Origin of the sequence: Hoeflea marina, assembly GCF_003182275.1 — a bacterium.
GTDB lineage: Bacteria > Pseudomonadota > Alphaproteobacteria > Rhizobiales > Rhizobiaceae > Hoeflea > Hoeflea marina.
This window is the reverse complement of the sequence record NZ_QGTR01000002.1, coordinates 953,570-978,345: the sequence shown is the minus strand read 5'-3', so window position 1 is coordinate 978,345 and position 24,776 is coordinate 953,570. Positions and strand designations below refer to the sequence as shown.

Sequence of the window (24,776 nt, the reverse complement as noted above, 5' to 3'; positions counted from 1 at the left end):
CGCTAGACAGGGCCATGACCATGTCCGTCTCCGATATGTCGCCCCAGTCGCTCGCCGCGCTCCTGCATTTCTATGCCGATGCGGGCGTCGACTGCATGATCGAGGACGCGCCGGTGGACCGTTTCGCCGAGACCCGGGCGCTGGGCGCCATGCGGGCCCGGCCCGCGCACTCATCGGCGCAGCAGCCAAATCCGCGCGATTTCGCCGCCACCGCCGCCGCACCGGGCGACGGACCGAAGCCGGCCCTGCCGGTGAAGGGCGAGAAGGCGCCGGCGCGCGCCGTGCCGCCGACGCCGCAGGCCTCGCAGCTGACCATTCCCGACGAGGCCGCCTTCGCCGACGCGCGCGCCATGGCGCGGTCGGCCAACACGATCGAGGAACTGAAGGCGGCGCTGGAAAGCTTCACCGGCTGCAATCTGCGCCACAGCGCCAAGTCGATGGTGTTTGCCGACGGCAATCCGCAGGCGCGCGTGATGTTCATCGGCGAGGCGCCGGGGCGCGACGAGGACCTGCAGGGACTGCCCTTTGTCGGTCGCGCCGGACAGTTGCTCGACCGGATGCTGGCGGCGATCGGCCTCAGCCGCGAGACCGCCTACATCACCAACATGATTCCCTGGCGTCCGCCGGGCAACCGCACCCCCGCCCCGCACGAGATCGAGCTCTGCCGGCCGTTCATCACCCGGCATGTGGCGCTGGCCGAGCCGGATTTCGTCGTCATGCTCGGCAATGTCGCCACCAAGGCGCTGCTCGACACCGACCGCGGCATCCTGTCGATTCGCGGCAGCTGGATGACGCTCGAATGCGACGGCCGCAGGATTCCCGCACTGCCGACGCTGCACCCGGCCTATCTCCTGCGCAACCCCGCCGCCAAGCGCCATGTCTGGGCGGACCTGCTGTCGCTGGCCGCCCGACTCGACGAGCCGAAGCCCGCCTGAGTCCTGCACGGCGCCGGCTGTTCCTGCCGCCGCCCGAACTGGCCGCCGGTTGCCGTCCGGCGGGGTCGATTGCACCGACGACCCCTGCCGGCAATCGGGCGAACCGTCGCGCGCAGGTCGCAAACCGGCATTTGCAGGTTGCCGGTTTCCGCCATCTTGATAAGACGGCGTGTGAATCACGCCGGCCGTCAGCAGATCCGCGTCCGGCGCAGCCAGAGAGACACCATGAAAAGCACAATCGCCTCGGTCGCGGCACTCCTGCTGTCCTGCTTCTTCATGTTGATGGCGGCGGGCCTGTCGGGCTATCTGATCCCGCTTCGGGCGGTGACGCTCGGATGGTCGACATTGTCGATCTCGATGATGGCGACCGGCTATTCGATCGCGTTCACGGCCTCGTGCATCATCACGCCGCGCCTGGTGCGCCAGGTTGGACATGTCCGCGTCTTCGGCGTGCTGACCACGCTCCTGTCGATGTCGCTGCTCTTGCACGCGCTCATCGCCCACCCGGTGGCATGGGTGCTGTTCCGCGCGATCGCCGGCTTCTCGATGGCGGGGGGCTACATGGTGATCGAAAGCTGGCTCAACGAGCGGGTCAGCAACGAAAGCCGCGGCGCGCTGTTCTCCGTCTACATGGTCACCTGCATGGCGGCGCTCACCGTCGGCCAATACATCGTGCCGCTGGGCGATCCGACCACGACGGTGCTGTTCATGGTCTGCGCGCTGATCTTCTCGCTCGCCATCGTGCCTACGGCGCTGTCGAGCGCACAGTCGCCGCAGCCGCTGACCCAGGTGAAATTCGACGTCCCGGGCCTCTACCGCCGCTCGCCGGCCGCGGTCGTGGGCACCCTGATTGCCGGCATCATCGCCGGTGCGTGGAGCGGTCTGGCCCCCGTCTACGCGTCGCGGCTCGGACTGTCGACCACCGAGGGCGCCTCGATGCTGGCGGTGGCGATGATCGGCGGCACCCTGTTCCAGTATCCGCTCGGCCGGGCGTCGGACAAGATGGACCGGCGGCGGGTGATGGTCTTCGGCGGCATCGTCGGGCTGCTCGCCTGCATTGCCGTGGTCAGCTTCGGGGTGGAATCGCATCTGACCTTCTTCGTCATGATGTTCGTGCTCGGCACGGTGCTGTTCCCGATCTACTCGCTCAACGTGGCGCATGCCAACGACTATGCCCGGCCCGACGAATTCGTCGAGGTGTCGAGCGGGCTGCTCATCGTCTACGGCTTCGGCGCCATGTCCGGACCGCTGCTCGCGGGCACGGCGATGGACATCGTCGGGCCCTGGGGCCTGTTTGCGACCATGGGCGCGGGCTTTCTCTGCTACGCGCTCTACGCCGCCTGGCGCATGACGCGGCGGACCAAGCCGCCGGAGGAAACCCGCAGCGAGTTCCGCGCCATGGCGCCGGCGCGCGAGCACACGCCGCAGACGGCCGAGCTCGATCCGCGGTCCGATCCGGAGACGCCGGAGCCGGCTGCGACCTGACGCGCAGGCCGGATCCGCAGCTTGCGTCAGCACTTGGTGATGACGATCTCGAGATAGGCCGAGGGCACCCGCAGGGTTCCGTCGGTGGCGGTATCGTAGCGTGCGATCGTCGCCATCAGGTCCACATGCAGGGCCTTGCCCACATCTTCCGGCAGCGCCAGGAAGGCCTTGTGGATCGGGCCGTAATAGGTGCGGAAGATGTGCATGAATTCGGCAGCCGAGCGGTAGCGGAAAACGAAGTCGCGCGGGCTTACATCTATCTTCCTCGCCTTGGAGCCGAAGCTTGAGCGTATCCACTCCTCGCTACCCCACAACGCCGGCGACTGGACACCCGCCGGCGGCGGCATGTGCTTTCCAAGTGTCTTGAAGACGGTGCCGATGAAGCCCTCGGGCGTCCAGTTGGCAAGGCCGATCTTGCCGCCCGAGCGGCAGACGCGGAGCATCTCGCGGGCTGCCGCCAGCTGATTGGGGGTAAACATCACCCCATAAGTGGATACAACCGCGTCGAAGCTGTCGTTTTCGAATGGCAGTTTTTCGGCGTCGGCCACCTGGCAGGCAATATCGAGACCTTCGGCCTGAGCACGCGCCCTGCCCTTTTCCAGCAGCGCCTCGACATAGTCCGTAGATGTGACGCGGCTGCCGCGCCGCGCGAATGCCAGCGTGGCATTGCCGTTTCCGGCAGCAACGTCGAGCACCTTGGCGCCCGCCGGCAGGTCCATCGCCTCGGCGAGGTTTTCGCCGACGATCTGCAAGGTGGTGCCGATCAGCGCGTAATCTCCCGACGCCCAGGCGCTGTTCTGCTTGGCCTTGATCACCGCGTAATCCGGCGCCGCCGTAATCGTGCTTGTGTCATTCATGTCAAACTCCTTCCCGTTGTGCAGAGCGCGGCCGTTCACCGGTCAGCGCCGTGGGCACAAGCTCTCCTGGAACGGCCACGGCTGCTTGAAGGAAATCTGAAGATTGGCGGGGGATTTGTGGTAATTTGCCATCGGCTTGCAATAGAGATGTGCCGTTGGCGGCCGACGGCAGGTCAACCGGAGCAACGCGATGCAGTATCGCTTCAATGCGTTTGAACTGGATACGGACAATTTCGTCCTGTCGGTGGGTAACAGGCCGGTTCACGTCGAGCCGATGGTGTTCGACCTCATCCGTTGCCTTGCCGAACATGCGGGAAGCGTGGTCAGCAAGGAGCAGCTGATCGAAAAGGTCTGGAAGCGCAGCGTCGTTTCCGATGCGACGATTGCCAGTTGCGTGAAGGCGGCGCGCAGGGCGCTGGGCGATGACGGAGGGGCGCAGACCTGCATCCGCACATTGCGGGGCCGCGGCTTCCAGCTGAAGCTCACGCCTCACAACGCTCCGGCCGCCCGCAGCATGCAGTCCGAGCCGGATCCGGCGAGTGCGGACCCTGTGGAGCTGGCAGCTTCGCGCCCACGGATTGCCGTCCTGCCGCTGCAGCCGATGACCGCCGAGCCTCGGCTGGCGCTGCTTGGCGACGCGGTGGCCCAGGAGGTCATTCTCGAACTGTCGCGGCTACACTGGCTATTCGTGATCTCGCGCGGATCGTCGTTCAAGTTCCGCGGCGCCGATATCGACCTCGCCGAGGCGGCAAGGGTGCTTGGAGTCACCTTCCTGCTCACCGGCACGATCGTCGAGCGCGGCACCGAGATTGTCGTTGATGTGGAGCTCTGTCATGTCGGCCAGGCGCAGGTGGTCTGGGCCGAGAGGTTCTCGCTGCCGACCCGCGACCTCATGCATGTCCGCGCCAGCCTCGCCGGCCAGATCGCCACCGCGCTCGAGCCGCGGATCCAGAGTTTCGAGGCGACCCGGGCCATCCGCATTCCGACCGAACATCTCGACGCCTGGTCTGCCTATCACCGCGGCCTGTGGCATATGTACCGGTTCACGGCGCAGGACAACGAGCAGGCAGCACGGATGTTTGGCCAGGCCGCCAAGCTCGATCCGGCATTCGCCCGGGCGCATGCGGGGCTGTCGTTCACTCATTTCCAGAACGCGTTTCTCGGCTTCACCCGCAACAGCGACGAGGAGGTCCGGAGGGTGCGGCGGCACGCCGAACGCAGCCTAGAACTCGATCCGCTCGATCCCTTCGTCAACCTCACCATGGGCAGGTCGGAGTGGCTCTCGGGACAGCCCGAGACGGCGCTTTCCTGGATCGACCGCGCCATTTCGCTGAACCCGAACTACGCATTTGCCATCTACAACAGCGCGCTCATCGGCACGCTTTTCGGCGACGGTGAGGCGAATGATGAAAAAGTGGTCCGCGCCATCGAGCTCAGTCCGATAGACCCTTTGAATTATGCAATGCTTGCCACCCGGGCGCTCACCCGTTCGGTGCGCGGCAACCATGAGGAGGCAGCCCTGTGGGCCGATCGGGCCGCACAGTCGCCCAATGCCCATGCCCAGATCTTCGCCATCGCGGCGTTTGCCAATGAACTCATCGGCGAACGGGAAAAGGCCATGGCCTATGCGCGCCACACTCGCAGCCTCAATCCCCGCTATTCCATCGCCGATTTCACCACGACATTCACGTTCCGCGACCCGGCTCTCCTTGGGACCATCCGGGCAGCGCTCACCCGTCTCGGCTTTGCGATGGGAAGTTAAAGGCCGTAGCGGCGAGAATCACCCCTGCGGCGTGACCAGCTTGCGTTGCGCCTTGCGTTCGAGGCCGAGCGCGTGCTCGCGCAGGATGATGAAGATGCCGGCGCCGGCAACGATGGCCGTGCCGATCAGCATCGACCAGGTCGGCACGTCGCCGAAAACCAGATAGCCGATGGCGATGCCGAGCAGGATCGAGGTGTATTCGAACGGCGCGATCGTCGAGACATCGGCATGGCGGTAGCTTTCGGTGAGCAGGATCTGCGCCACGCCGCCGAGAAAGCCTGCCGTCACCATCAGCGTCATGGTCCGTGCATCGGGCACCACCCAGCCGAAGGGCATGGTCAGGAGGCCAAGCAGCGAGGCGGTGAGCGAGAAATAGAGCACGATCGTCGGCGTCTTTTCGGTCTGCACCAGGTTGCGCACCTGGATCATCGCCACGGCGGCGAGTGCCGCCGAGCCGAGCACGGCGAGCACGCCCAGCGTCTGGCCCGATTCGAGGCCGCCATTGACCAGACTCATGCGCGGCCAGGAGATGATCATCACCCCACCGAGCCCGACCAGCACCGCCGTCCAGCGATAGATGCGCACCGTCTCGCGCAGAAGCACCGCTGCCGACACCACCGCCAGCAGCGGCATGGCATAGCCGATGGCGATCGCATCGGGCAGCGGCAGATGGATGAGCCCGTAGAAGCTCAGCCCCATGGCGGAGACGCCGAGCAGGCCGCGCAGCACGTGCGACATCGGCTGCGACGTGCGCCAGGCACCCCTGAGCTGGCCGCGCATGGCAAGGAACAGCAACACGGGGACGATGGCGAAGGCGGAGCGGAAGAAGACGATCTCGCCGGCAGGCAGCGCTTCGCCGGCCGCCTTGATCGCCGTCGCCATGCCCACGAACACGGCCACCGAGGCGATCTTCAGGGCGATGCCGGTCATCGGCGCGGAATAGTCCGGGGGGATCAGCTTGGCGGCGGGGTCGGCAGACGTCATGTCGGGAGCGGTTCCGGTGGCGGCCCGGCGCGGGCGACGCGGCGGAAGCGCCACGGGCGGGAACGGGGCATGAGAAGACATCCTCTCATAGCCTGCCGACGCGGCTTTGTCCGGTCAAAAATCCTGATGGACCAGAGAGATGTGGTGATCGCCGGATGATTGCCGTTCGATACGGTGCGGCCGGGGCGCGAGGATCCCGAGGATCAGGAGCGAAGCGCCCTGCCCTCTCAACCGGCAGTGTCTCTGCCTGAAAACAGGGCTCTGGCGCAGGATCCCCGTTCTGACGGGGCTCTGCAGAATTCACGCGACCATATTCAGCTTCTGCGCTGTGTGATGCCGCCGATGACCGTATCGGACCGGTCTTTGTTATCGCTCCATCGCCGTTGCGCGGCCGGATTCGTAGGCATCCTGACCTTTTTCTCTCAACGGAGAGACTCGCGATCAGCGCCGGCTCATGGTAGGTTACATGTAACCATCGTGATGGAGCCCCCCATGCCCTCTGCTTCCAATCCCAGGCCGTCCCGCGTGAAGGTCAGCGAACATCGTGCCCGCCTGCGGGCGCAGGGCTTGCGGCCAATCCAGATCTGGGTGCCGGATGTTCGTGCACCTTCGTTGAGGACGGAAGCGCGTCGGCAGTCGCTCGCCGTGGCAACAAGCAACGATGCGCCGAGCGATCAGGCGTTCATCGACGCGGGGACATCTGGACCGTCTCCGGCGGCAAGGATTCCGCTGGCAGGCCTCGCCCGGTTGTCGTCGTGCAGGACGAAGCGTTCGACGCGACGGATTCCATCACGGTCTGCGCCTTTACCACGGATGAGACCGAAGCGCCGCTGTTCCGCTTGCCGGTGGAGCCGAACAGCCGCAATGGCCTCAACTCGCCATGCCGGCTGATGGTCGACAAGATCACGACAATTCCGAAAACCAAGGTCGGGACCCGGGTCGGTCGGCTCGACGACGAGGATATAGTGCGGCTCAATCAAGCGGTCCTTGTCTTTCTCGGTCTGGCAGGTTCACCCAAGACGAGGACCTAGCGAAAAAGACGACTTCGCCTGCCTTGAGCGCTTCGGTGGCCGCCTCGACGGCGCTCGACATGCCGACGAAGCGACCACCGGGGCGATGTTCAGCGCGATGCCCGTTGCCGTTCGACGCCGCGCGGCCAGCGCGCAACGTTCTTGCGATCAGGCGCCAAGAGACCGGACCATCCGCAGCACGGGAGTCTCTCACCGCGCAGACACCCGGGTCTCTGGACCCTCGCCCTTCGAGGGCGGCTCGATGCGCGAGCACTTCAGGATGAGGGTGGGGTGAGCGAGACGGGAGGGGCCGGTGCCGGGGCATCCGCACATCGCTGTCCCGACCCATCAGCGGCGATGGGAGGAACACGGATGGCCCTTCGAAATGGGTGAATCGCGCGCCCTCTCATCCGGCCGCGCCCTATCCGTTGAGCGCCTGCCAGATCTTCAGCGGCGTCATCGGCATGTCGAGATGGCGGATGCCGCGGGAGCGATCGAGCGCATCGATGACGGCGTTGGCCACCGCCGGGCAGGAGCCGATGGTGCCGGCCTCGCCCGCGCCCTTGATGCCGAGCGCGTTGGTGGTCGAGGGCACGTTGCGGGTCTCGAACTCGAAGAACGGCAGCTCGTCGGCGCGCGGCACGGCGTAGTCCATGAAGCTCGCCGTCAAGAGCTGGCCGTCGTCGGAATAGACCGCGCCCTCGTTGAGGCACTGGCCGATGCCCTGCACCACGCCGCCATGGATCTGGCCGAGCAGCAGGATCGGGTTCACCGTGACGCCGAAATCATCGACGATCGAATAGCGGACGATCTCGGTGGCGCCGGTGTCGGGATCGATCTCGATCTCGCAGATGTGGGTGCCGTTGGGATAGGTCGCCTCGTCCTGAACGATCTCCGCGTCGCCGCGGCGGTCCTCCTCGGACTTGGCGGCGCGCGCCAGGTCGCCATAGCTCATCACCCGGTCGGTGCCGACGATGCGGGCCGAGCCGTCGACCAGTTCGATGTCGGCCGGCGAGGCCTCCAGTTCGTCGGCGGCGATCTTCTTCATCTTCTCGGCCAGCACCTCGGCGGCAGCCGCCACCGAGACGCCGCCGAGCGGAATGGACCGCGAGCCCCCGGTGCCTCCGCCCTTGGGCAGTTCGCTGGTGTCCCCCTGGCGGACGATGATCCTGTCGAAATCGATGCCGATCTTGTCGGCGATAAACTGGCTGTAGGCGGTGGCATGGCCCTGGCCGTTGGTCTGGGTGCCGATGTAGAGCACCACTTCGCCGTCCGGCGTCAGTTCCACCTTGGCGGCCTCCGAGCCGGCGAAGGCGCAAGCCTCGACATAGACGGCGGTGCCGTAGCCGCGGATCCTGCCGCGCGAGACGGCTTCGGCCGCCCGAGCCTCGAAGCCTGCGGCATCGGTCTTTTCCAGCGCGCGCGTCATGTGTCCATCGAACTCGCCGACGTCATAGGTCCGGCCGTAGGGCGTGGTGTAGGGGAACTGCTCGGGCTTGATGAAGTTCCTGCGGCGCAGATCCGCCAGCGGAATGCCGGTGTCGCGGGCGCAGGCATCCACCAGACGCTCGAGCAGGAAGGCGGCTTCCGGGCGTCCGGCGCCGCGATAGGCGTCGAGCGGCACGGTGTGGGTGTAGACGCCGGTAATCGTCAGGTCGAGATTGGTGATGTCGTAGACGCCGGTCGCCATCGATGCCCCAAGCACCGGGATATAGGGACCGTACTGGTGCAGATAGGCGCCCATATTGGCGAGAATGCTGATCCTGAGGCCGAGGAAGCGGCCGTCGCTGGCGAGCGCCATCGAGGCCTCGACGACATTGTCGCGGCCGTGGGCGTCGGCGAGAAAATGCTCGGTGCGGTCGCCCACCCACTTGACCGGGCGGTCGAGCTGGCGCGCGGCCTCCATGGCCAGCGGATATTCGCGATAGTTGAAGCTCTTGGTGCCGAAGCCGCCGCCGACATCGCGGGTGATGACGCGGATATCGTCGTTGCCGATCTTGAAGACGTCTTTGGCCAGCGTGTTGCGCATGTTGTGGACGCCCTGCGAGCCGAGCGTCACCGTGAACTTGCCCGCAGATGAATCCCACTCCGCCAGGCAGGCGCGCGGCTCCATGTAGTTGCAGACCAGCCGGTTGTTGACGAACTTGATCGTTGTGACGTGATGGGCGCCCGCGAAGGCCGCTTCGGTCCTGCCCGCATCGCCGAGCTTGTAGAGGAATGCCTGGTTGGAGCCGAGATCCGGCCAGACCACCGGAGAGCCGGAATCAAGTGCAGTACCGAGATCGGCGTGGGCGTCGCCGGTGTCCCAGTCGATGCCGATGAGGTCGGCGGCTTCCTGCGCCTGTTCCAGCGTGTCGGCCACCACGAAGGCCACCGCGTCGCCGACATAGCGGACTTCGCCGTCGCACAGGAGCGGCACATGCTTCATCGCATGCCTGGCACCATCCGGCTGCTTGACCGGCGTCTGGCAGACCACCGGGCCGAGATGGGCGAGATCGGCGGCAGTGAGCACCAGATGGACACCTTCGGACTGGCGGGCGGCGTCAAGATCGGTGAAGCTGAAGCTTGCCGCCGCATAGGGGGAGCGGACGACAAAGCCGCGCAGTTCGCCCTCGGCCCTGACGTCGTCGGTGAAGCAGCCCTCACCCCGGATGAGCTTGGTGTCTTCCTTGCGAAGCGCGGATGCGCCCACTCCGAATTTCGGTGTCGCAATGTTCATGTCAATTCCCGGAGGTGGAGTTTGGACCAGTTGCCGAACGGCGTGCCGTATATTTAAGGCAGAGAGAGGGAATGTCGAGGGGCAATCCGTGATCGGGCAACCGGAGGCGGCTGCAGGGCATGGGGTTGTTTCGCTCCGCGAGAGGCGCCAATCCGGCGGTTCCCCGGGATTTCGCGAATTAACCGGATTGCGATATCTCTTTGCTATCGATCGAATCGACCAAAACGAATTGCTAAATGAGGCTTGCGTATGCGGACTGACACTGGGCAGGTTTTTCACCTGAAGGACTACGCGCCGACCGACTTCGTCGTTGACCGCATCGACCTCACGTTCGAGCTGGATCCGGCCGAGACGAAGGTGATTTCCCGTGTCCTCATGAAACGCCGCGCCGGCGTCAGCCGCAGCGCTCCGCTGGTCTTCGACGGCGATGAGCTCACACTCGACAGCGTCCAGCTGGACGGCAATGACATCGATCCCGCCGATTTCGACGTCACGCCCGAAAATCTGACCATCCGCAACCTGCCGGCGGAAGCCACATTCGAAATCACGGTCAATACGACGATCGCGCCTGAGGCCAATACCAGCCTCATGGGTCTCTACCGGACCGGGAACATCTACTGCACCCAGTGCGAGGCGGAGGGTTTCCGGCGCATCACCTATTTCTACGACCGGCCCGACGTGCTTGCCGTCTACACGGTGACCATCATCTCCCGCAAGGACGACGCCAGACTGATGCTGTCCAACGGCAACTATCTCGGCGGCGGCAATTACGATGAGGGCCGGCACTTTGCCGCCTGGTTCGATCCGCATCCCAAGCCAAGCTATCTCTTTGCGCTCGTGGCCGGCGACCTGGGAGTCATCGAGGACACATTCACCACCATGGATGAGCGCGAGGTGGCGCTCAGGATCTATGTCGAGCACGGCAAGGAGAAACGCGCCGCCTATGCCATGGACGCGCTCAAGCGCTCGATGCGCTGGGACGAGGAGACGTTCGGCCGCGCCTATGATCTCGACATCTTCATGATCGTCGCGGTCTCCGACTTCAACATGGGAGCCATGGAGAACAAGGGGCTCAACGTCTTCAACGACAAATACGTGCTCGCCGATCCCGAGACTGCCACCGATGCCGACTACGCCAATATCGAGGCGATCATCGCCCACGAATACTTCCACAACTGGACCGGCAATCGCATCACCTGCCGCGACTGGTTCCAGCTCTGCCTCAAGGAAGGGCTGACGGTCTTCCGCGACCACGCCTTCTCCGCCGACCAGCGCTCCGCGCCGGTCAAGCGCATTGCCGAGATCCGGCTCCTGAAGGCGCATCAGTTTCCCGAGGACGCCGGGCCGCTGGCCCATCCGGTGCGGCCGGAAAGCTACCGCGAGATCAACAATTTCTACACGGCGACGGTCTATGAGAAGGGCTCGGAAGTCGTCGGCATGCTGCGCACCATCGTCGGAGCCGACGCGTTCCGCCAGGGCATGGATCTCTATTTCGAGCGCCATGACGGCCAGGCGGTGACGATCGAGGATTTCCTGGCCTGTTTCGCCGAGGCCAGCAGCCGCGACCTGATGCAGTTCTCGCTCTGGTACAGCCAGGCCGGCACGCCGTCGGTTTCGGTGTCCACTTCCTGGGACGAGGCGAAATCCACCTTCACCGTCACGCTGGAACAATCGCTGCAGCCGACGCCGGGACAGCCGCGCAAGGAGGTCATGCACATCCCGCTGGCCTACGGCCTGCTGCTCGAGGACGGCAGCGAACACAAGGGCTCGCCTTCCGGTGCAGGTGCCAGCTCGGCCGCCGCCGGCGTGCTGCACCTGACCCGGCGCAAGCAGAGCGTCACGTTCGCGGATGTCGCCTCCCGGCCGGTGCTGTCGATCAACCGCGGCTTTTCCGCTCCGGTCAACCTGGCCATGGAGCAAAGCTCTGCCGATCTCGCCCATATCGCCCGCCATGACGCCGACGGAGTTGCCCGCTGGCAGGCGATCAACGACCATGCCACCCGCCACCTGGTGGCCGCGGCGCGGCTGGCGCGCGACGGTCGCCCCCTGCCCGCCAGCGATGAGCTCTGCGCCATCCTGACAGCCGTCGCCGGCGACGAGAGCCTGGAGCCGGCATTCCGCGCCCAGGCGCTGACGCTGCCGGCCGAATCCGACATCGCCCGCGAAATCGGCTCCAACATCGAGCCCGATTCCATTCGGGCCGCCCGCGAGGCGGTGATCGCCGATGTGGCGCGCGCCGGACGGGAGCTGTTCTCCACCCTGGCGAACCAGGCCCCCGGCGGCCCCTATTCGCCCGATGCCGGCAGCGCGGGTCTGAGGGCGCTGGCCGGCATCGCCCTGTCCTATGCGTCGATCGCCGAGGCAAGCCCGGCGCGGGCGGCAGCAGTCTTCGCTGCCGCGGACAACATGACAGTGATGGCGCAGGCGCTGCAGGTGCTGGCGCATCATTTTCCCGGAACCGGCGCGGCAACAGATGCGCTGGCAGCCTTCGAGGCTCGCTTCGCCGACAATCCGCTGGTGATCGACAAGTGGTTCGCCATCCAGGCCATGGCGCCGGGAGCTGCCACGCTTGACCGGGTCCGCGAGCTGATGACCAGCCGGCATTTCGATCGCATGAATCCGAACCGCGTGCGGGCGCTGATCGGATCCTTCTCCGCCGGCAACCCCACCGGGTTCAACCGCGCCGACGGCGCGGGCTTCCGCCTTCTCGCCGACGAGGTCACCGCCATCGACAAGCGCAACCCGCAGCTGGCTGCCCGGCTGCTGACGGCCATGCGGTCCTGGCGGTCGCTCGAACCGGTCAGGCAGGAAGAGGCCCGACTGGCGCTGGTGGCAATCCTCGGCGCCGCCCAGCTCTCCACCGACGTCAGCGACATCGTCCAGCGCACGCTGGCCGGCTGAGCAGGGGAAACCGCGGCGCAAGTCAGGCCGGGCAGTGAGAACTGTCCGGCTTTTGCCGCGACGTCGACTCAATGGCCCCTTGGCGAGCTGTGGCGGGTCCCACAAAACCGAGTCATAACAAACCCTTAAAAAAGAGTTCATCTTGCCACTGGACAAGGCGAATCACCTTTGATTCATTAGGGTAGATTCGGAGATGCGGTAGTCCGGGTCCCAACGGGGAAATTCAGAATCATGGCGGATTCGCAGAGGATATCTGCGGCCGAAGGGTCGCGGCTTGCCGAAAATAAACCAGTTTTGCAGGCGCGTGATTGGACCATGTCCGGACATGCAAGACTGTTCGCCAAGCCGACCTATGAAGGACTGAAGGGCGTAGAGCCTTTCCTCAAGCGCCTCATCCCCGTCCTCATCGTCGCCTTCCTCGTGGTCGTCGCCTGCGCTCGCTTTCTCAACATGATGGACGGTCGTGAACGGCTCTATCATGCCGCCGAGGAGACCACGGCGCTGACCTTGATGGCCGTGGCGTCGACGCTCACGCAGGACTCCACCCTGTTCGAGAACTCCCGTCGCTGGGACACCGAGGTGCGGATCAATCGCGTGCTGGGCGCACTGCAGGGAGATTCAGGCCGTTATGTCGTGGTCACCGACGGGTCGGGCCGCATCTTCGCCGCCACCGCCGGCGGCAGCCGGCTGGTCGGCATGGCGCTTGACGATCTGCTGGCCGACTGGTCGCCACTGCGCCAGTTCGGGGACCGTGCCGGCGTGCGCGAAATCATCTTCGCGGGCGAGGCCGTCCTCGCCTCGATGGTCAATCTGACGGACAATGGCGGCTCAATCCTGGTGCTCACTCCCATCACCGACATGCTGGAGGCCTGGCGCCAGACCGTTTCGGTCAACACCACACTTTTCATTGCCACCGCCGCAATCCTGCTGGTCATCCTCTATGCCTATTTCTCACAGGCCGGGCGGGCGCGCGAATCCGATGAAATCTACATGGAATCGCACCGCCGAGTGGAGATGGCGCTATCACGCGGCCATTGCGGCCTGTGGGACTGGGACATGGCGCGCGGCCGGCTTTACTGGTCGCGCTCGATGTACGAGCTGCTGGGCCTGGCGCCACGCGACTCGGTGATATCGTTCGGCGAAGCCTCGGCGCTGATCCATCCCGAAGACGGCAACCTCTATGAAATCGCCCAGCAGGTGGCGCGCGGCGACCTCAAGCAGGTCGACCATCTCTTCCGCATGCGACATGCCCAGGGCCACTATGTCTGGATGCGGGCCCGGGCGCAGGTGGTCGATCCGTCGGCGACCCAGACGCACCTCATCGGCATCGCCATGGACGTGTCCGAGCAGTACCGCCTGCAGCAGCGGACCGCCGAGGCCGACCAGCGGCTGTTCGACGCCATCGAGAGCACCTCGGAGGCCTTCGTGCTGTGGGACCGCCATGACCGCCTGGTGCTGTGGAACAAGCACTACCAGTCGATCCACGGCCTTGCCGACGAGGCGCTGTCCCCGGGCGCCCTGCGCAGCCATGTGGAGGCGTCGGCGACCCGGCCGGTGATCGAGCGGCGGCTTGCGACACCGTTTGCCAAGGGGAATGCCCAGACCTTCGAAGTGCAGCTCGGCGACGGCCGATGGCTGCAGATCAACGAGCGCATGACGCGCGACGGCGGCCAGGTTTCGGTCGGCACCGACATCACCCAGCTCAAGCGCAACCAGGAGAGGCTCCGCGATTCCGAGAAGCGGCTGATGGCCACCATCGGTGATCTGTCCATGAGCCAGGCGGAACTCAATCGGAAGGCCACCGAACTCTCCGCGCTCAACCGCGATTACCAGCTGGAGAAGGAGCGCGCCCAGGCCGCCAACCTCGCCAAGTCCGAGTTTCTCGCCAATATGAGCCACGAACTGCGCACCCCGCTCAATGCCATCATCGGCTTCTCGGAAATCCTGCAGACCCGCATGTTCGGCCCGCTCGGCTCGGAGAAGTACGAGGAATATTCCGACGACATCCATGATTCAGGCATCCACCTGCTCGGCGTCATCAACGACATCCTCGACATGTCGAAGATCGAGGCCGGCAAGATGCAGCTCGACACCGAGGAAGTGGACCTCGCGCCGTTGATCGAGGAGACGCTGCGGCTGATTTCCCCGAACGCCGAGAAGAAGCACATTCTTGTCGAGCAGAGGATTTCCAGCGGCCTGTCGATGATCGCCGACCGCCGCGCCATGAAGCAGATCCTGCTCAACCTCTTGTCAAATGCCGTCAAGTTCACCGGCGATGAGGGCCGCATCTATGTGCGGGCCCGCAAGACCTCGACGGCCGTCACGCTGACCATCGAAGACACCGGCATCGGCATTCCCAAGGCAGCCCTGAAGAAGATCGGCCAGCCGTTCGAGCAGGTGCAGAACCAGTTCTCGAAGTCGAAGGGCGGATCCGGGCTGGGTCTCGCCATCTCGCGCTCGCTCACCGAACTGCACAACGGCGCCATGAAGGTCCGCTCCATCGAGGGCGTCGGCACCATCGTCAGCGTGCGCATCCCGCTGCACAGCGGCGAGCCGCAGTTGATCGCTGCCGAATAGGGTATCCGGAGCCGCCGGAAATCACGTCGACGCGGGTGGCGGGACCGCATCAGGCCGGCTCTGCCGCGCGACCTCGAAGACCCGCACGGGCCCGGGAGTGTGCAGCGGCTTAAGGATCATCACATGCATGATTGACCCCACGAGGGCTTTGGGACAGAAGCCCGGCGGCGTGGCGGGCAATCCCGCCTCCGGGTCACTCGCCCGTCAGCCGCGGTCGTGAATCAGTTCATGAATGAATTCAAGCTTGGTGAAAATCGTGTCCGACAGCACGAAGGGGTAGAAGTCGCTGAGCCCGATCGAGCGATTCATCGCATTCATAGCCACCGTCAGCGGCACCCAGGCATCCATCAGCGGGCGGAACTCGACCGCTCCGTAAGGCCCGGCATCGGACCAGCCGCCCGGCGTCCGGTTGAGCCCGGTGTCCGGCGTGTGGCCGTCGAGCCCGTACCATCCGGCCGTCTCGAGCCCATCGACAATGTGGAAGTAGTGCGCCCACGTCTCGGCGAAATCCTCCCAGGAATGGGCACAGGCATAGGAGCTGACATGGGTCTGGTCCCAGCCCTGAGGTGCGCCATGGTGATAGTGGCGCTTGAGTGCCTCGGCATAATCCTCGCGCTCGTCGCCGAAGATGGCGCGATAGGCCTCAAGCCTGGGTGAATTGTCAACAAGCTGGTCCCAGTAGTAATGGCCAACCTCGTGACGGAAATGCCCGATCAGCGTGCGGTAGGGCTCGCCCATCGCCTTGCGGTGCTTCTCGCGCGTCGGATCGTCGGCCTCCGCGACATTGATGGTGATCAGTCCGTGCTCATGGCCGGTCAGAACCTTCTTGGTCTTGCCGTCGGGCGTGAGCACGTCGGCTTTGAACTCGAAGCGCAGGGCCGTCTCCGGCTGATTTTCGAGGTCGCCGACGCCGAGCCGGAATTTCTGGATCGAATAGAACAGCCGGCGCTTTGACTCCTCCAGCGCCGTCCAGTGACCGCGATTTTCGGGAGACGACAGATTCGGGATCACCAGCGTATGGCGGCAGCTCAGGCAGTGGTCGTGCCCCGCGCCATCCTCCACCAGCCAGTTGCAGGAGATCAGCTGGCGATTGGCGCAGGCATTGTAGGCCGTGGGGCCGTCGTGCCATTGGACCTCGTCTGGCCTGGTGGAGAAGATCTGGTCGCGCACCGGAACATAGCCCAGCCGCGAATGACAGCTGACGCACTCGCTGTTGCGGAAGTGGACTTCGTTGGAACAGTTGGGACATGCATAACGGCGCATAAGGAGCTTTCGATCAAGGGCGCAAGGACAGCGGCGGAACGGCATGCCGGGGACGAAAGCATCCCGCCTGCGGAGCCCTCATGACGGCATTGCCGGCTCTGTAACGCCAATGGCGGACTTTCGTTCCGGCAGACGCGCGCTCTTCTGGAAGAAACCATCCAACAGTCAATTTTGTCGCGGCCGGCAATCCGCCCCCGTAACCCGGCTGCTTGCGCCAGTATCCCGCCAAGCCGACGGCTTGGCGGGTTGAAGTCGCCTCCCCCGCGCCGGTTGGCCGAAGTCCGGCGGAAAGACAGATTCATGGTTCGGCAGTCCGCGCCTGAATTCTTCAGCTAAGCCGCATGTTCAAAGGCAAGAACCGGCGCCTTTTCCGTCGGCGCCCACGCCACGATAAGGTAGTTGGCGGCGAATTCGGCGCCCCGGACGATCTCGAGCGCGCCTTCGGGAGACAAGCATACGGCGTCACCCGCTTCCATGGTCATCAACGCACCATGGAGACGGACCCGTGTCGATGAGGCGAAACAGAACGCCTTGACGGGCTGAAACCGGCGCTTGTAGCGATCCCGGCTGCCGGTCGCCATGTAGCGCTGCGTGAAGGCGGCAGAGTTCATCGTCCACGTCACTCCCAGGCCGTCGATGATCGTGACGCCACCACCCTCCGCCTCCGTCGCGCGGACCTGACCGTAATCCTGCACCCAATCGAAATCCTGCGTCCAATCAATACCTTCCGGCAGATGGAACGTCGCCGTATCCTCGTTGTGCATCGAAGCAATCCTTTGATTCTGGAATATGCCGACGCTAGTAAATCATGGTTAACAGCTGGTTAATTTTCCTTGACAGTTATGAACTGGCTTTGCATTTTGAATTTAGTTACAACTTTAATAGTATTCTTGCTTGGGTGTAGCAATGACCTCTGGCGTATTGAGCACGCGCAGCCCGGTGTTTGAAATATTTGTGGGTGGAGGCATGTCACCCAGCAGCAATGGGCCGTCCGGCCTCAGTCTGGCTGCGCAATTGCAAAACCTGATCAGTGCGACGCAGATTATCGCCGAGGAGATCAACGAGGAACTCGGCGCGCGGTTCGTTCAGGTCACCTTTCCGCCCCGCAATGCGACCGGCCTCATCGATGAAACGATCTTCGAGATGCTCGACAATGCGGACGCGGGAATATTCGACATGTCAGGACCGGTAATTGCCACCGGCGGCGCGCCGGTCCACGGTCGGGTCAGTCCGAACGTGATGTACGAACTGACGTGGCTTCACGCGCTGGGTACTCCGACAATTCCGGTTATCCCCGAGGAGCAGAACTCCGAATTCTATCTGAGCCAGCTCTATGCCCGACCTGTTCCCGATTACACGGTTGACACGCTGGTCGGCATGCTCAGAACCCAGATCCGCTATCTTGTGCACGGCGACAGCGACAACCCGGCGGCCGATCCGCATCGGAACCCGATTTCAAAATTCTACAACCTTTCGATCGTCGACATCGCCTCGTCCAACGGGCTCGCCACGGGATACTATCACAACTTTCTGCGTTATGTGCTCGACACCCGCGATTCGCCCTTCCTCCGGTATCCGAACGCCGATTTCGCTGTGGAATTGAGCCGCCTGGTGATCTTCCGGCCCGAGACGATCGGCGAGGTCGAGGGAATGAACGCGAGGCTCAACAACGAACTCGGCCGGCGCGGAGCCCCGCCCGTCGAAACGCTGCTGTTTGAAGCCCCCCTGCATTCCCGCAAGCTGACATTGAAGCATGTCGGCTCGTCGCTGATTGATATCCCGACGCCGATCAGTTCCCTTGCGCATTCTCCACGCTACCGCAAAGCACGCCGGATCATCCCGCGGAGCCCGTTCGGAGACAGTTCCGAGGGGAGCGAGCTGCGAAAGCGCAAGGACAAGCTTGAGAAGAGCATGATCGACAGTTTTTTCAGGGTCATGGACTACCTCCTCGAAGAGCCGGGTCTGGACGGCAGCCGAATTCACGTGCGCACGATAGACGAATTCCTTGCGGAAACGGCGTGAAGGCGTTTCAAATCCGAAAAGCTGCGGCCGCCGCAGCCCTTTGAACGACCATCCAAATCCGAAAAGATAAAGCGCCCCGGCACAGGCACCGAGGTTTTCGTCGGCTTTCCGGTCAGTACCGGGAGGAATTTGCGGTCGCTGCTCGGCTGCGACCAGGGCAGCGACGCTCGTCCTGATTGCTCGGAACCGGCGCGGCTTTGTCTCGCTGCCGAATGGGAGGATTGCCGCGGCGGATCGCAGACGATCCGCCGCGGCCTGTTGCGAGGTTCTACCAGTCGTGCGCGCCGCCGTGGTGCTTGCGACCGCCGCCGCGACCGCCGCGACCGTCGAAATCGCCATCCATTCCGCCCCGCGCCATCATGTGGCGCATCTTGCGGAACTCCTTCGGCGAGATCGAGCCGTCGTCGTTGCTGTCGAGCAGGGCGAAGCGCTTGTCCTGCTGGCTGGTCAGTTCGCTCACCGTGATCTTTCCATCGCCGTTGATATCGAACCGGCGCTTGTACATCTCGGCCATGCGTTCCTTGCGCTGCGCCTCCATCGCCGTCTGGATCTCGTCGATGCTGAGTTCGCCGTCGCCGTTGCTGTCGGCCTTGACGAGCCGGCCGACGCCGATGTCGGCAAACTCGTCCGAGGAGATGTCGCCGGACTTGTCGGCGTCCAGGCGGGCCATCATCCCGCCATGGCCCATCTTGCCCATCTTGCCCGGAATGGGTGCTGTCGCATCCGGATTTGCACCCGCTTCCGCGGACGGCGTGGCGGGCGCTGTCGCGTCCTGGGCCAGGGCCGGCGCTGCGATCATCATGCCGGCTATGCCGGCCATTGCTATCAGAGTCCTGTTCATGTCGTTCTCCTGTGCATCAAGTGTCACCCCCGATGCGTGGAGGATGGCAGGCAGGCTTCCCATGGCCCGCTCTCCATCCGGTGCTCCCCTGCCCCGAGGCAGTGGAATCTCTTGCCGCCACTCAGGCGGCCATGATCCTGCGGAACAGCTGGCGTATCCGCTTCGATGTGGCCTTCATCTCGGTCTCCAGCGATTTGAGGTCCGGCGCCTCGCCGGCGCGCACGACCAGGTCGATCAGCCCCGCCGGCGCCTGCTTCGGATCAAATCCGCCCTCGACGCACAACCGCACGATCTGCGCCTGGTTCGACCACAATTCCAGCGCCCGGCGCAGCAGTTCCGTCTCCTCGACACCGATCATCTCAGGTCCGAGCAGGGCCAGCACCTCGCCGGTTGCCGTGCATCCTTCATCGCAGGCAAATGCGGCGACAAGCGGACCTTTTTGCTTCGAATTGGAGACAAGCGATTGTTTTTCATTAATTTTCTGCAATGAAAGCGAACCCTCGCCGCGCGCCTTCAGCGACAGGTACTGGGCGATGAACTCGATGTCGATGAGGCCGCCCGGGATCAGCTTGACATCCCAGATGTCGCGCGGCGGCTTCTCCGTGTCGATCAGATCGCGCATCTCGACGAGATCGGCGACCAGCTTTGCCGGATCGCGGGGCTCCGCCAGTACCCGGTCGACGACGTCGCGGGCGTCGCGCATCAGGCTCGGGTCGCCCGCCACCGGCCGGGCCCTGGTCAGAGCCAGATGCTCCCAGGTCCAGGCCTCCTCGGCCTGGTACTTGGCGAAGGCGGCGACCGAGGTGGCGATCGGACCCTTGTTGCCCGAAGGCCGGAGCCGCAGGTCGACTTCATAGAGGATGCCTTCGGCGGTCGGCGCCGACAGCGCGGCCATCAGCCGCTGGGTGGCGCGGGCGTAGTAGCGCACCGGGTCGAGCGGCTTGGGACCGTCGGACTCCTCGGCGCCGGCCTCGTGATCGTAGAGCAGGATGATGTCGATGTCGGAGCCGGCGGTGAGTTCGTGGCTGCCGAGCTTGCCCATGCCGATGACGCAGGCCCGCCCGCCCGGGATGCGGCCATGCGCCTCCACCATGCCGTCGAGCACGGCGTCGAGGGCCGCGGCAATGATGAGGTCGGCGAGATCGGTGAATGCCTCGCCGGCACGGGCGCCGGAGATGGCCCCCGTCAGCAGCCGCACGCCGATGAGGAATTTCTGCTCCAGCGCCACGATGCGCAACCGGTCGAGGCATTCCTCATAGGCGTTGGCACCGATGAGCAAAGTGTCGATGCGCTCGGCGAGATAGTCGCGCGTCGGCAGTTCCGCCATCAGCGCCGGATCGAGCATGCCGTCGAAGACATGCGGCTTGCGGGCGATCAGTTCGGCCAGGCGCGGTGCCGAAGCCATGATCGTCACCATCAGGGTCAACAGCCCCGGATTGTTGCCGAGCAGCGAAAACAGCTGAATGCCCGCCGGCAGGCCCGAGATGAAGGCATCGAAGCGGATCAGCGCCTCGTCGGCGCGCTTGGTGGCGCCGAAGACGGTGAGCAGTTGTGGCGTCAGCGCGGTCAGCCGCTCGCGCGCCTCCGCAGACTGGGTGGCGCGGTAGCGGCCGTAATGCCAGGTGCGGATGATGCGGGAAATGTCGGAAGGCCGCTCGAAGCCCAGCTGGCTCAGCGTCTTGAGCGTGCCGGGGTCATCGTCCTCGCCGGTGAAGACCAGGTTGCCTGATGCCAGCGACAAGCGTTCCTCGTTCTCGAACAGCCCGGCATAACAGCGCTCGACCGCCTGCAGGTGGCCGACAAAGGTCTCGCCGAAGGCCTTGGAACTGGCCGCGCCCATCATCAGCGCGATGCGGGCGAGCTCGGCTTCCGTCTCGGGAAGGGTATGGCTCTGCTCGTCGCGCAGCATCTGGATACGGTGCTCGACATCGCGCAGGTACCAGTAGGCCTCCGCCAGCGTGCGGGCGGTGGACGGATCGATCCAGCGGGCGCGGGCCAGCGCCACCAGCATCTCGTCGGTGCGGCGCTTGCGCAGTTGCGGCATGCGTCCGCCGGCGATCAGCTGCTGGGTCTGGACAAAGAACTCGATCTCGCGGATGCCGCCGCGGCCGAGCTTGACATTGTGGCCCTTGACCGCGATGGCGCCGAAGCCGCGATGGGCGTGGATCTGGCGTTTGATCGAGTGCACGTCGGCGATCGCCGCATAGTCGAGATACTTGCGGAAGACGAAGGGCGTGAGCTCCTTGAGGAAGCGCTCACCCGCTTCGATGTCGCCGGCCACCGGCCGCGCCTTGATGAAGGCGGCACGCTCCCAGTTCTGACCGCGGCTCTCATAGTAATGCATCGCCGCCTCGACCGGAAAGGCCAGCGGCGTCGAGCCGGGATCGGGCCGCAGTCTGAGATCGGTGCGGAAGACATAGCCGTCGCCAGTGCGCTCCTGCATGATCCGGACCAGCCGCCGCACCAGCCGCGCAAAGGTGTCGGTGGCCTCGTCGGGGTCCTCGAGAATGCCCGCATCGGGATCGAAGAAGACGACGATGTCGATGTCGGACGAATAGTTGAGCTCGCCTGCGCCGTGCTTGCCCATGCCGAGGACAATGAGGCCGGACTTCTCACCGGGCCGGTCGGGATCGGGTAGAACCAGCTTGCCCGCATCATGGGCGCCGCGCAGCAGGTGGTCGAAGGCTGCGGAAAGGCAGGCATCGGCCAGTGCACTGAGCCCGGCCGTGGTTTCGCGCGCGGTGATCAGACGGGCGAGATCGTTGAGCGCCAGCGTCAGCGCCACGCGCCGCTTGGCCCGGCGCAGGTCAGCCATCAGCTCAGCCTCGGGGGCGAGAGCGCCCTCGCCGGTCTTCCAGGCGCCGCGCGCGTCGGCAAGCGCCCGCTCCAGCACCTCCGCCACCGGGCATTCGAGCGCCTCGCACAGGCAGGCCGGGGCAGCCATCACGGTCTCGCGCAGATAGGGAGACAGCGCCAGCGCCGACAGCACGAAGCTGCGCGCCGGTGTATCCCCGGCAATGAGGGCTGCAAGCGCCGCATGCTCGCCGCTGAGTTGCCTGAGATCGGCCAGCACAGCCTTCGCCGCGGCGGCCGAGGGAGGAGATATCGGAGAGGCCTGCAGATCGAGCAGTCGCGCGCCAGCGGGATCGCTGGAGACGAGGCACTGCGCGGGCGGGCTGACGGGCGGCTGCTCTTGCGTCATGCGATCGGCCCCGGCAGATGCATGGTCGCCTTGAGGCCCGGCATGGCGGCATTTTCCGCTGCCGCATCGGCCAGCTCCAGTCGGCCGCCATGCAGCGCCGCCACCGCCTCCACCAGGCTCAGCCCCAGCCCGATGCCGGGTTTGGAGCGGCTTTCATCGAGCCGGACGAACCGCTTGACCACATCCTCGCGCTTGTCGCCGGCGATGCCGGGACCGTTGTCGATCACGCTCAGATGCACGCCGGCCTTGTCGGTCTCGAGCCGCACCTCGATGCGGGCCGGGCTGGCGCCATCGACATATTTGATGGCGTTCTCGATCAGGTTGGACAGCGACTGCGACAGCAGTTCACGGTTGCCGGTAACCCGGATGCCGGGCGCGATGGCATGGGTAAGGCTGACGCCCGCCTCCTCGGCGACCGGCTCGTAGAGCTCGGCGGCGTCGATGGCGATGCCTGTGAGATCGACCTGGCTCATCTCGGCCGCCGCCGAGCCGGCCTCGACGCGGCTGATCATCAGCAGCGCGTTGAAGGTGCGGATGAGCTGGTCGCTTTCGGCGATCATCTCCTCGAGCACCTTGCGGTGACTGGGCCCGTCATGGGAGTCTGTGAGCGCCGCCTCGGCGCGGTTGCGCAGACGGGTCAGCGGCGTCTTGAGATCGTGGGCGATGTTGTCGGAGACCTGGCGCAGGCCTTCGTTGAGCCGCTCGATGCGGCCGAGCATGGTGTTGAGCGACAGGCTCAGCCGGTCGAATTCGTCGCCCGATCCCGCCACCGGCAGGCGCTGGCTGAGATCGCCCGCCAGGATCTTCTTGCTCGCCTCCGACATGTGGTCGATCCGCTTGAGCGCACGCCGGCCGACGAAGAACCAGATGGCGACGGCGCCGACGAACATGATCGCCAGCGCCATCATCAGCGCCTGTCGCACCAGACCGCGCACCTGCTCGGGTTCGCCGATGTCGCGGCCGACCATCAGCCGCATCCCGTTGGGAAGCAGGACGATCTGCGCCAGGGCGCGGTGGTTGCGCGTCTCGCCGCTGCCGTAACGCTGGTAGCGGAAGGGCAGCGCCGTCCAGCCGTCGGTGTCGAGGACGCCGGGCTGCAGCGAGGCGACATTGCCGGCAATGATCTCCCCCGCCGGCATGGCCACGATATAGAGATTGGCGCCGGGTTGGCGCGAGCGGCGATCAACAGCGCGGACGAGGCCGACGACGCCGGCGTTCTCGTAGACTTCGGAAATCGCCGACAGCTCCACCGCGACGGCGCGGCGGGTCTGGTCGCGCAGCATCCGTTCGGAAATCGCGGTGACGTAGAAAACCAGGGCCACGGCGCAGATGGCAAACAGCGCCAGATACAGCGCGGACAACCTGACAGCCGTCGTTCCCAGCATGGCGCGCAGACGCCCCATGCGAATTCAGCCCTCGGCTTTCATCATGTAGCCGGCGCCGCGAACGGTGCGCAGCAGCGGTTCGCCGAAGTCCTTCTCGATCTTGCCCCTGAGGCGGGAGACATGCACGTCGATGACATTGGTCTGCGGGTCGAAATGGTAATCCCAGACATGCTCAAGCAGCATGGTGCGCGTGACCACCTGGCCGGCGTTCTTCATCAGATATTCGAGAAGCCGATACTCGCGCGGCTGCAGCGATATGGTCTGGCCGGCACGTCTGACTTCATGACTGAGCCGGTCGAGTTCCAGGTCGCCGACACGGTAGCTCGTCTCGGTGTCGCGAAATCCCTTGCGACGGCCGAGAATTTCGACCCGGGCGAGCAGCTCGGAAAAGGCATAGGGTTTGGTGAGATAGTCGTCGCCGCCGGCCCTCAGCCCGGTCACCCGGTCGTCGACCTGGCCCAGCGCGGAGAGGATCAGGGCCGGCGTGTCGTCGCCCTTGGCGCGCAGGGCCGAAATGATCGACAGCCCGTCGCGGCGCGGCAGCATGCGGTCGACCACCAGCACGTCATAGGGATTTTCGGATGCGAGAAAATAGCCGCTGTCGCCGTCGCTGGCGTGATCGACGGTGATGCCCGCCTCGCGAAACGCCTTGGTCAGGTAGGCGGCGGTCTCGAGGTCGTCTTCGATGATGAGAATCTTCATGCCGTCGATCCTAGCCGCTTCGGTGACGGCCTCACAAGTGCTCAGATCGGCAGCGCGGCCATGGAAAGCCTGGGTCATCGCGACGGTCTCCTGGAAAAGCGACAGCGGGCCGATGGGGCGACCCGCTGTCT

15 protein-coding genes and 2 pseudogenes are annotated in these 24,776 nt (G+C 65.0%); 8 read left to right on the top strand and 9 right to left on the bottom strand.

Features of this window, described 5'->3' with window-relative positions; translation table 11 throughout:
- Nucleotides 1–14 precede the first annotated feature (14 nt).
- Together DFR52_RS11010 and DFR52_RS11005 are read left to right on the top strand one after the other, a co-directional pair.
- Nucleotides 15–935, top strand: coding sequence for a uracil-DNA glycosylase (locus DFR52_RS11010; protein WP_110031946.1), 921 nt, complete (start codon nt 15–17; stop codon nt 933–935).
- Nucleotides 936–1,160: 225 nt separating this feature from the next.
- Nucleotides 1,161–2,420, top strand: a complete 1,260-nt coding sequence (locus DFR52_RS11005; protein ID WP_110032087.1) for an MFS transporter — start codon at nt 1,161–1,163, stop codon at nt 2,418–2,420.
- A 26-nt stretch (nt 2,421–2,446) separates the two neighbouring features.
- Here DFR52_RS11005 and DFR52_RS11000 read toward each other — a convergent pair whose 3' ends face one another.
- Entirely contained in the window at nt 2,447–3,277 is an 831-nt protein-coding gene (locus DFR52_RS11000) for a class I SAM-dependent methyltransferase (RefSeq protein WP_110031945.1), read from the bottom strand.
- 190 nt (nt 3,278–3,467) lie between these two features.
- Between DFR52_RS11000 and DFR52_RS10995 the strand changes: the two genes are divergently transcribed.
- Nucleotides 3,468–5,039, top strand: coding sequence for a winged helix-turn-helix domain-containing tetratricopeptide repeat protein (locus DFR52_RS10995; protein ID WP_110031944.1), 1,572 nt, complete (start codon nt 3,468–3,470; stop codon nt 5,037–5,039).
- A gap of 18 nt (nt 5,040–5,057) precedes the next feature.
- On the opposite strand, the gene DFR52_RS10990 is transcribed toward DFR52_RS10995, so the two are convergent.
- Entirely contained in the window at nt 5,058–6,023 is a 966-nt protein-coding gene (locus DFR52_RS10990; protein WP_425351164.1) for a DMT family transporter, read from the bottom strand.
- Nucleotides 6,024–6,356: 333 nt separating this feature from the next.
- Between DFR52_RS10990 and DFR52_RS25040 the strand changes: the two are divergent.
- A pseudogene (locus DFR52_RS25040) lies at nt 6,357–6,656 on the top strand (antitoxin MazE family protein); the annotation flags it as partial.
- A gap of 65 nt (nt 6,657–6,721) precedes the next feature.
- Nucleotides 6,722–6,970, top strand: a pseudogene (locus DFR52_RS24860) (type II toxin-antitoxin system PemK/MazF family toxin); the annotation flags it as partial.
- Between the two features lie 484 nt (nt 6,971–7,454).
- Here DFR52_RS24860 and DFR52_RS10975 read toward each other — a convergent pair.
- Nucleotides 7,455–9,752 carry a xanthine dehydrogenase family protein molybdopterin-binding subunit gene (locus DFR52_RS10975; RefSeq protein ID WP_110031941.1) on the bottom strand — a complete coding sequence of 766 codons (2,298 nt, stop codon included), beginning with the start codon at nt 9,750–9,752 and terminating at the stop codon, nt 7,455–7,457.
- A gap of 249 nt (nt 9,753–10,001) precedes the next feature.
- Between DFR52_RS10975 and pepN the strand changes: the two genes are divergently transcribed.
- Both pepN and DFR52_RS10965 read left to right on the top strand, forming a co-directional pair.
- Entirely contained in the window at nt 10,002–12,653 is a 2,652-nt protein-coding gene (gene pepN, locus DFR52_RS10970) for an aminopeptidase N (protein ID WP_110031940.1), read from the top strand.
- 231 nt (nt 12,654–12,884) lie between these two features.
- Complete coding sequence (locus DFR52_RS10965; RefSeq protein WP_110031939.1) at nt 12,885–15,230, top strand: PAS domain-containing sensor histidine kinase; 2,346 nt, start codon at nt 12,885–12,887, stop codon at nt 15,228–15,230.
- 204 nt (nt 15,231–15,434) lie between these two features.
- On the opposite strand, the gene DFR52_RS10960 is transcribed toward DFR52_RS10965, so the two are convergent.
- Together DFR52_RS10960 and DFR52_RS10955 are read right to left on the bottom strand one after the other, a co-directional pair.
- Entirely contained in the window at nt 15,435–16,493 is a 1,059-nt protein-coding gene (locus DFR52_RS10960; RefSeq protein WP_110031938.1) for a zinc-binding metallopeptidase family protein, read from the bottom strand.
- Between the two features lie 332 nt (nt 16,494–16,825).
- On the bottom strand, nt 16,826–17,257 hold the full coding sequence (locus DFR52_RS10955; protein ID WP_110031937.1) for a hypothetical protein: 432 nt from the start codon (nt 17,255–17,257) through the stop codon (nt 16,826–16,828).
- A 142-nt stretch (nt 17,258–17,399) separates the two neighbouring features.
- Between DFR52_RS10955 and DFR52_RS10950 the strand changes: the two genes are divergently transcribed.
- Nucleotides 17,400–18,515: an STING domain-containing protein gene (locus DFR52_RS10950; RefSeq protein ID WP_146215594.1), complete on the top strand. Its 1,116-nt coding sequence runs from the start codon at nt 17,400–17,402 to the stop codon at nt 18,513–18,515.
- Nucleotides 18,516–18,783: 268 nt separating this feature from the next.
- Here the strand turns inward: DFR52_RS10950 and DFR52_RS10945 are convergent, their stop codons facing one another.
- From DFR52_RS10945 to DFR52_RS10930, 4 genes are all read right to left on the bottom strand, one after another.
- Nucleotides 18,784–19,356: an EF-hand domain-containing protein gene (locus DFR52_RS10945; protein WP_158284932.1), complete on the bottom strand. Its 573-nt coding sequence runs from the start codon at nt 19,354–19,356 to the stop codon at nt 18,784–18,786.
- Between the two features lie 121 nt (nt 19,357–19,477).
- Complete coding sequence (locus DFR52_RS10940; protein ID WP_110031934.1) at nt 19,478–22,558, bottom strand: bifunctional [glutamine synthetase] adenylyltransferase/[glutamine synthetase]-adenylyl-L-tyrosine phosphorylase; 3,081 nt, start codon at nt 22,556–22,558, stop codon at nt 19,478–19,480.
- The gene (locus DFR52_RS10935) at nt 22,555–23,961 is read right to left on the bottom strand and encodes a sensor histidine kinase (protein ID WP_110031933.1); all 1,407 of its coding nucleotides are present in this window, start codon (nt 23,959–23,961) and stop codon (nt 22,555–22,557) included. Before DFR52_RS10935 ends, DFR52_RS10940 begins: the two co-directional genes overlap by 4 nt.
- Before the next feature lie 6 nt (nt 23,962–23,967).
- A complete protein-coding gene (locus DFR52_RS10930) occupies nt 23,968–24,645 on the bottom strand; it encodes a response regulator transcription factor (RefSeq protein ID WP_110032085.1) in 678 nt (225 codons plus the stop codon).
- Nucleotides 24,646–24,776: the final 131 nt, after the last annotated feature.

Coding starts and splice junctions, on each gene's coding strand:
- DFR52_RS10950 (WP_146215594.1), top strand. CDS start 17,400: ATGACCTCTGGCGTATTGAGCACGCGCAGCCCGGTGTTTGAAATATTT.
- DFR52_RS11000 (WP_110031945.1), bottom strand. CDS start 3,277: ATGAATGACACAAGCACGATTACGGCGGCGCCGGATTACGCGGTGATC.
- DFR52_RS10965 (WP_110031939.1), top strand. CDS start 12,885: ATGGCGGATTCGCAGAGGATATCTGCGGCCGAAGGGTCGCGGCTTGCC.
- DFR52_RS10995 (WP_110031944.1), top strand. CDS start 3,468: ATGCAGTATCGCTTCAATGCGTTTGAACTGGATACGGACAATTTCGTC.
- DFR52_RS10945 (WP_158284932.1), bottom strand. CDS start 19,356: ATGAACAGGACTCTGATAGCAATGGCCGGCATAGCCGGCATGATGATC.
- DFR52_RS10990 (WP_425351164.1), bottom strand. CDS start 6,023: ATGACGTCTGCCGACCCCGCCGCCAAGCTGATCCCCCCGGACTATTCC.
- DFR52_RS10930 (WP_110032085.1), bottom strand. CDS start 24,645: ATGAAGATTCTCATCATCGAAGACGACCTCGAGACCGCCGCCTACCTG.
- DFR52_RS10940 (WP_110031934.1), bottom strand. CDS start 22,558: ATGACGCAAGAGCAGCCGCCCGTCAGCCCGCCCGCGCAGTGCCTCGTC.
- DFR52_RS11010 (WP_110031946.1), top strand. CDS start 15: ATGACCATGTCCGTCTCCGATATGTCGCCCCAGTCGCTCGCCGCGCTC.
- DFR52_RS10935 (WP_110031933.1), bottom strand. CDS start 23,961: ATGGGGCGTCTGCGCGCCATGCTGGGAACGACGGCTGTCAGGTTGTCC.
- DFR52_RS10975 (WP_110031941.1), bottom strand. CDS start 9,752: ATGAACATTGCGACACCGAAATTCGGAGTGGGCGCATCCGCGCTTCGC.
- pepN (WP_110031940.1), top strand. CDS start 10,002: ATGCGGACTGACACTGGGCAGGTTTTTCACCTGAAGGACTACGCGCCG.
- DFR52_RS10955 (WP_110031937.1), bottom strand. CDS start 17,257: ATGCACAACGAGGATACGGCGACGTTCCATCTGCCGGAAGGTATTGAT.
- DFR52_RS10960 (WP_110031938.1), bottom strand. CDS start 16,493: ATGCGCCGTTATGCATGTCCCAACTGTTCCAACGAAGTCCACTTCCGC.
- DFR52_RS11005 (WP_110032087.1), top strand. CDS start 1,161: ATGAAAAGCACAATCGCCTCGGTCGCGGCACTCCTGCTGTCCTGCTTC.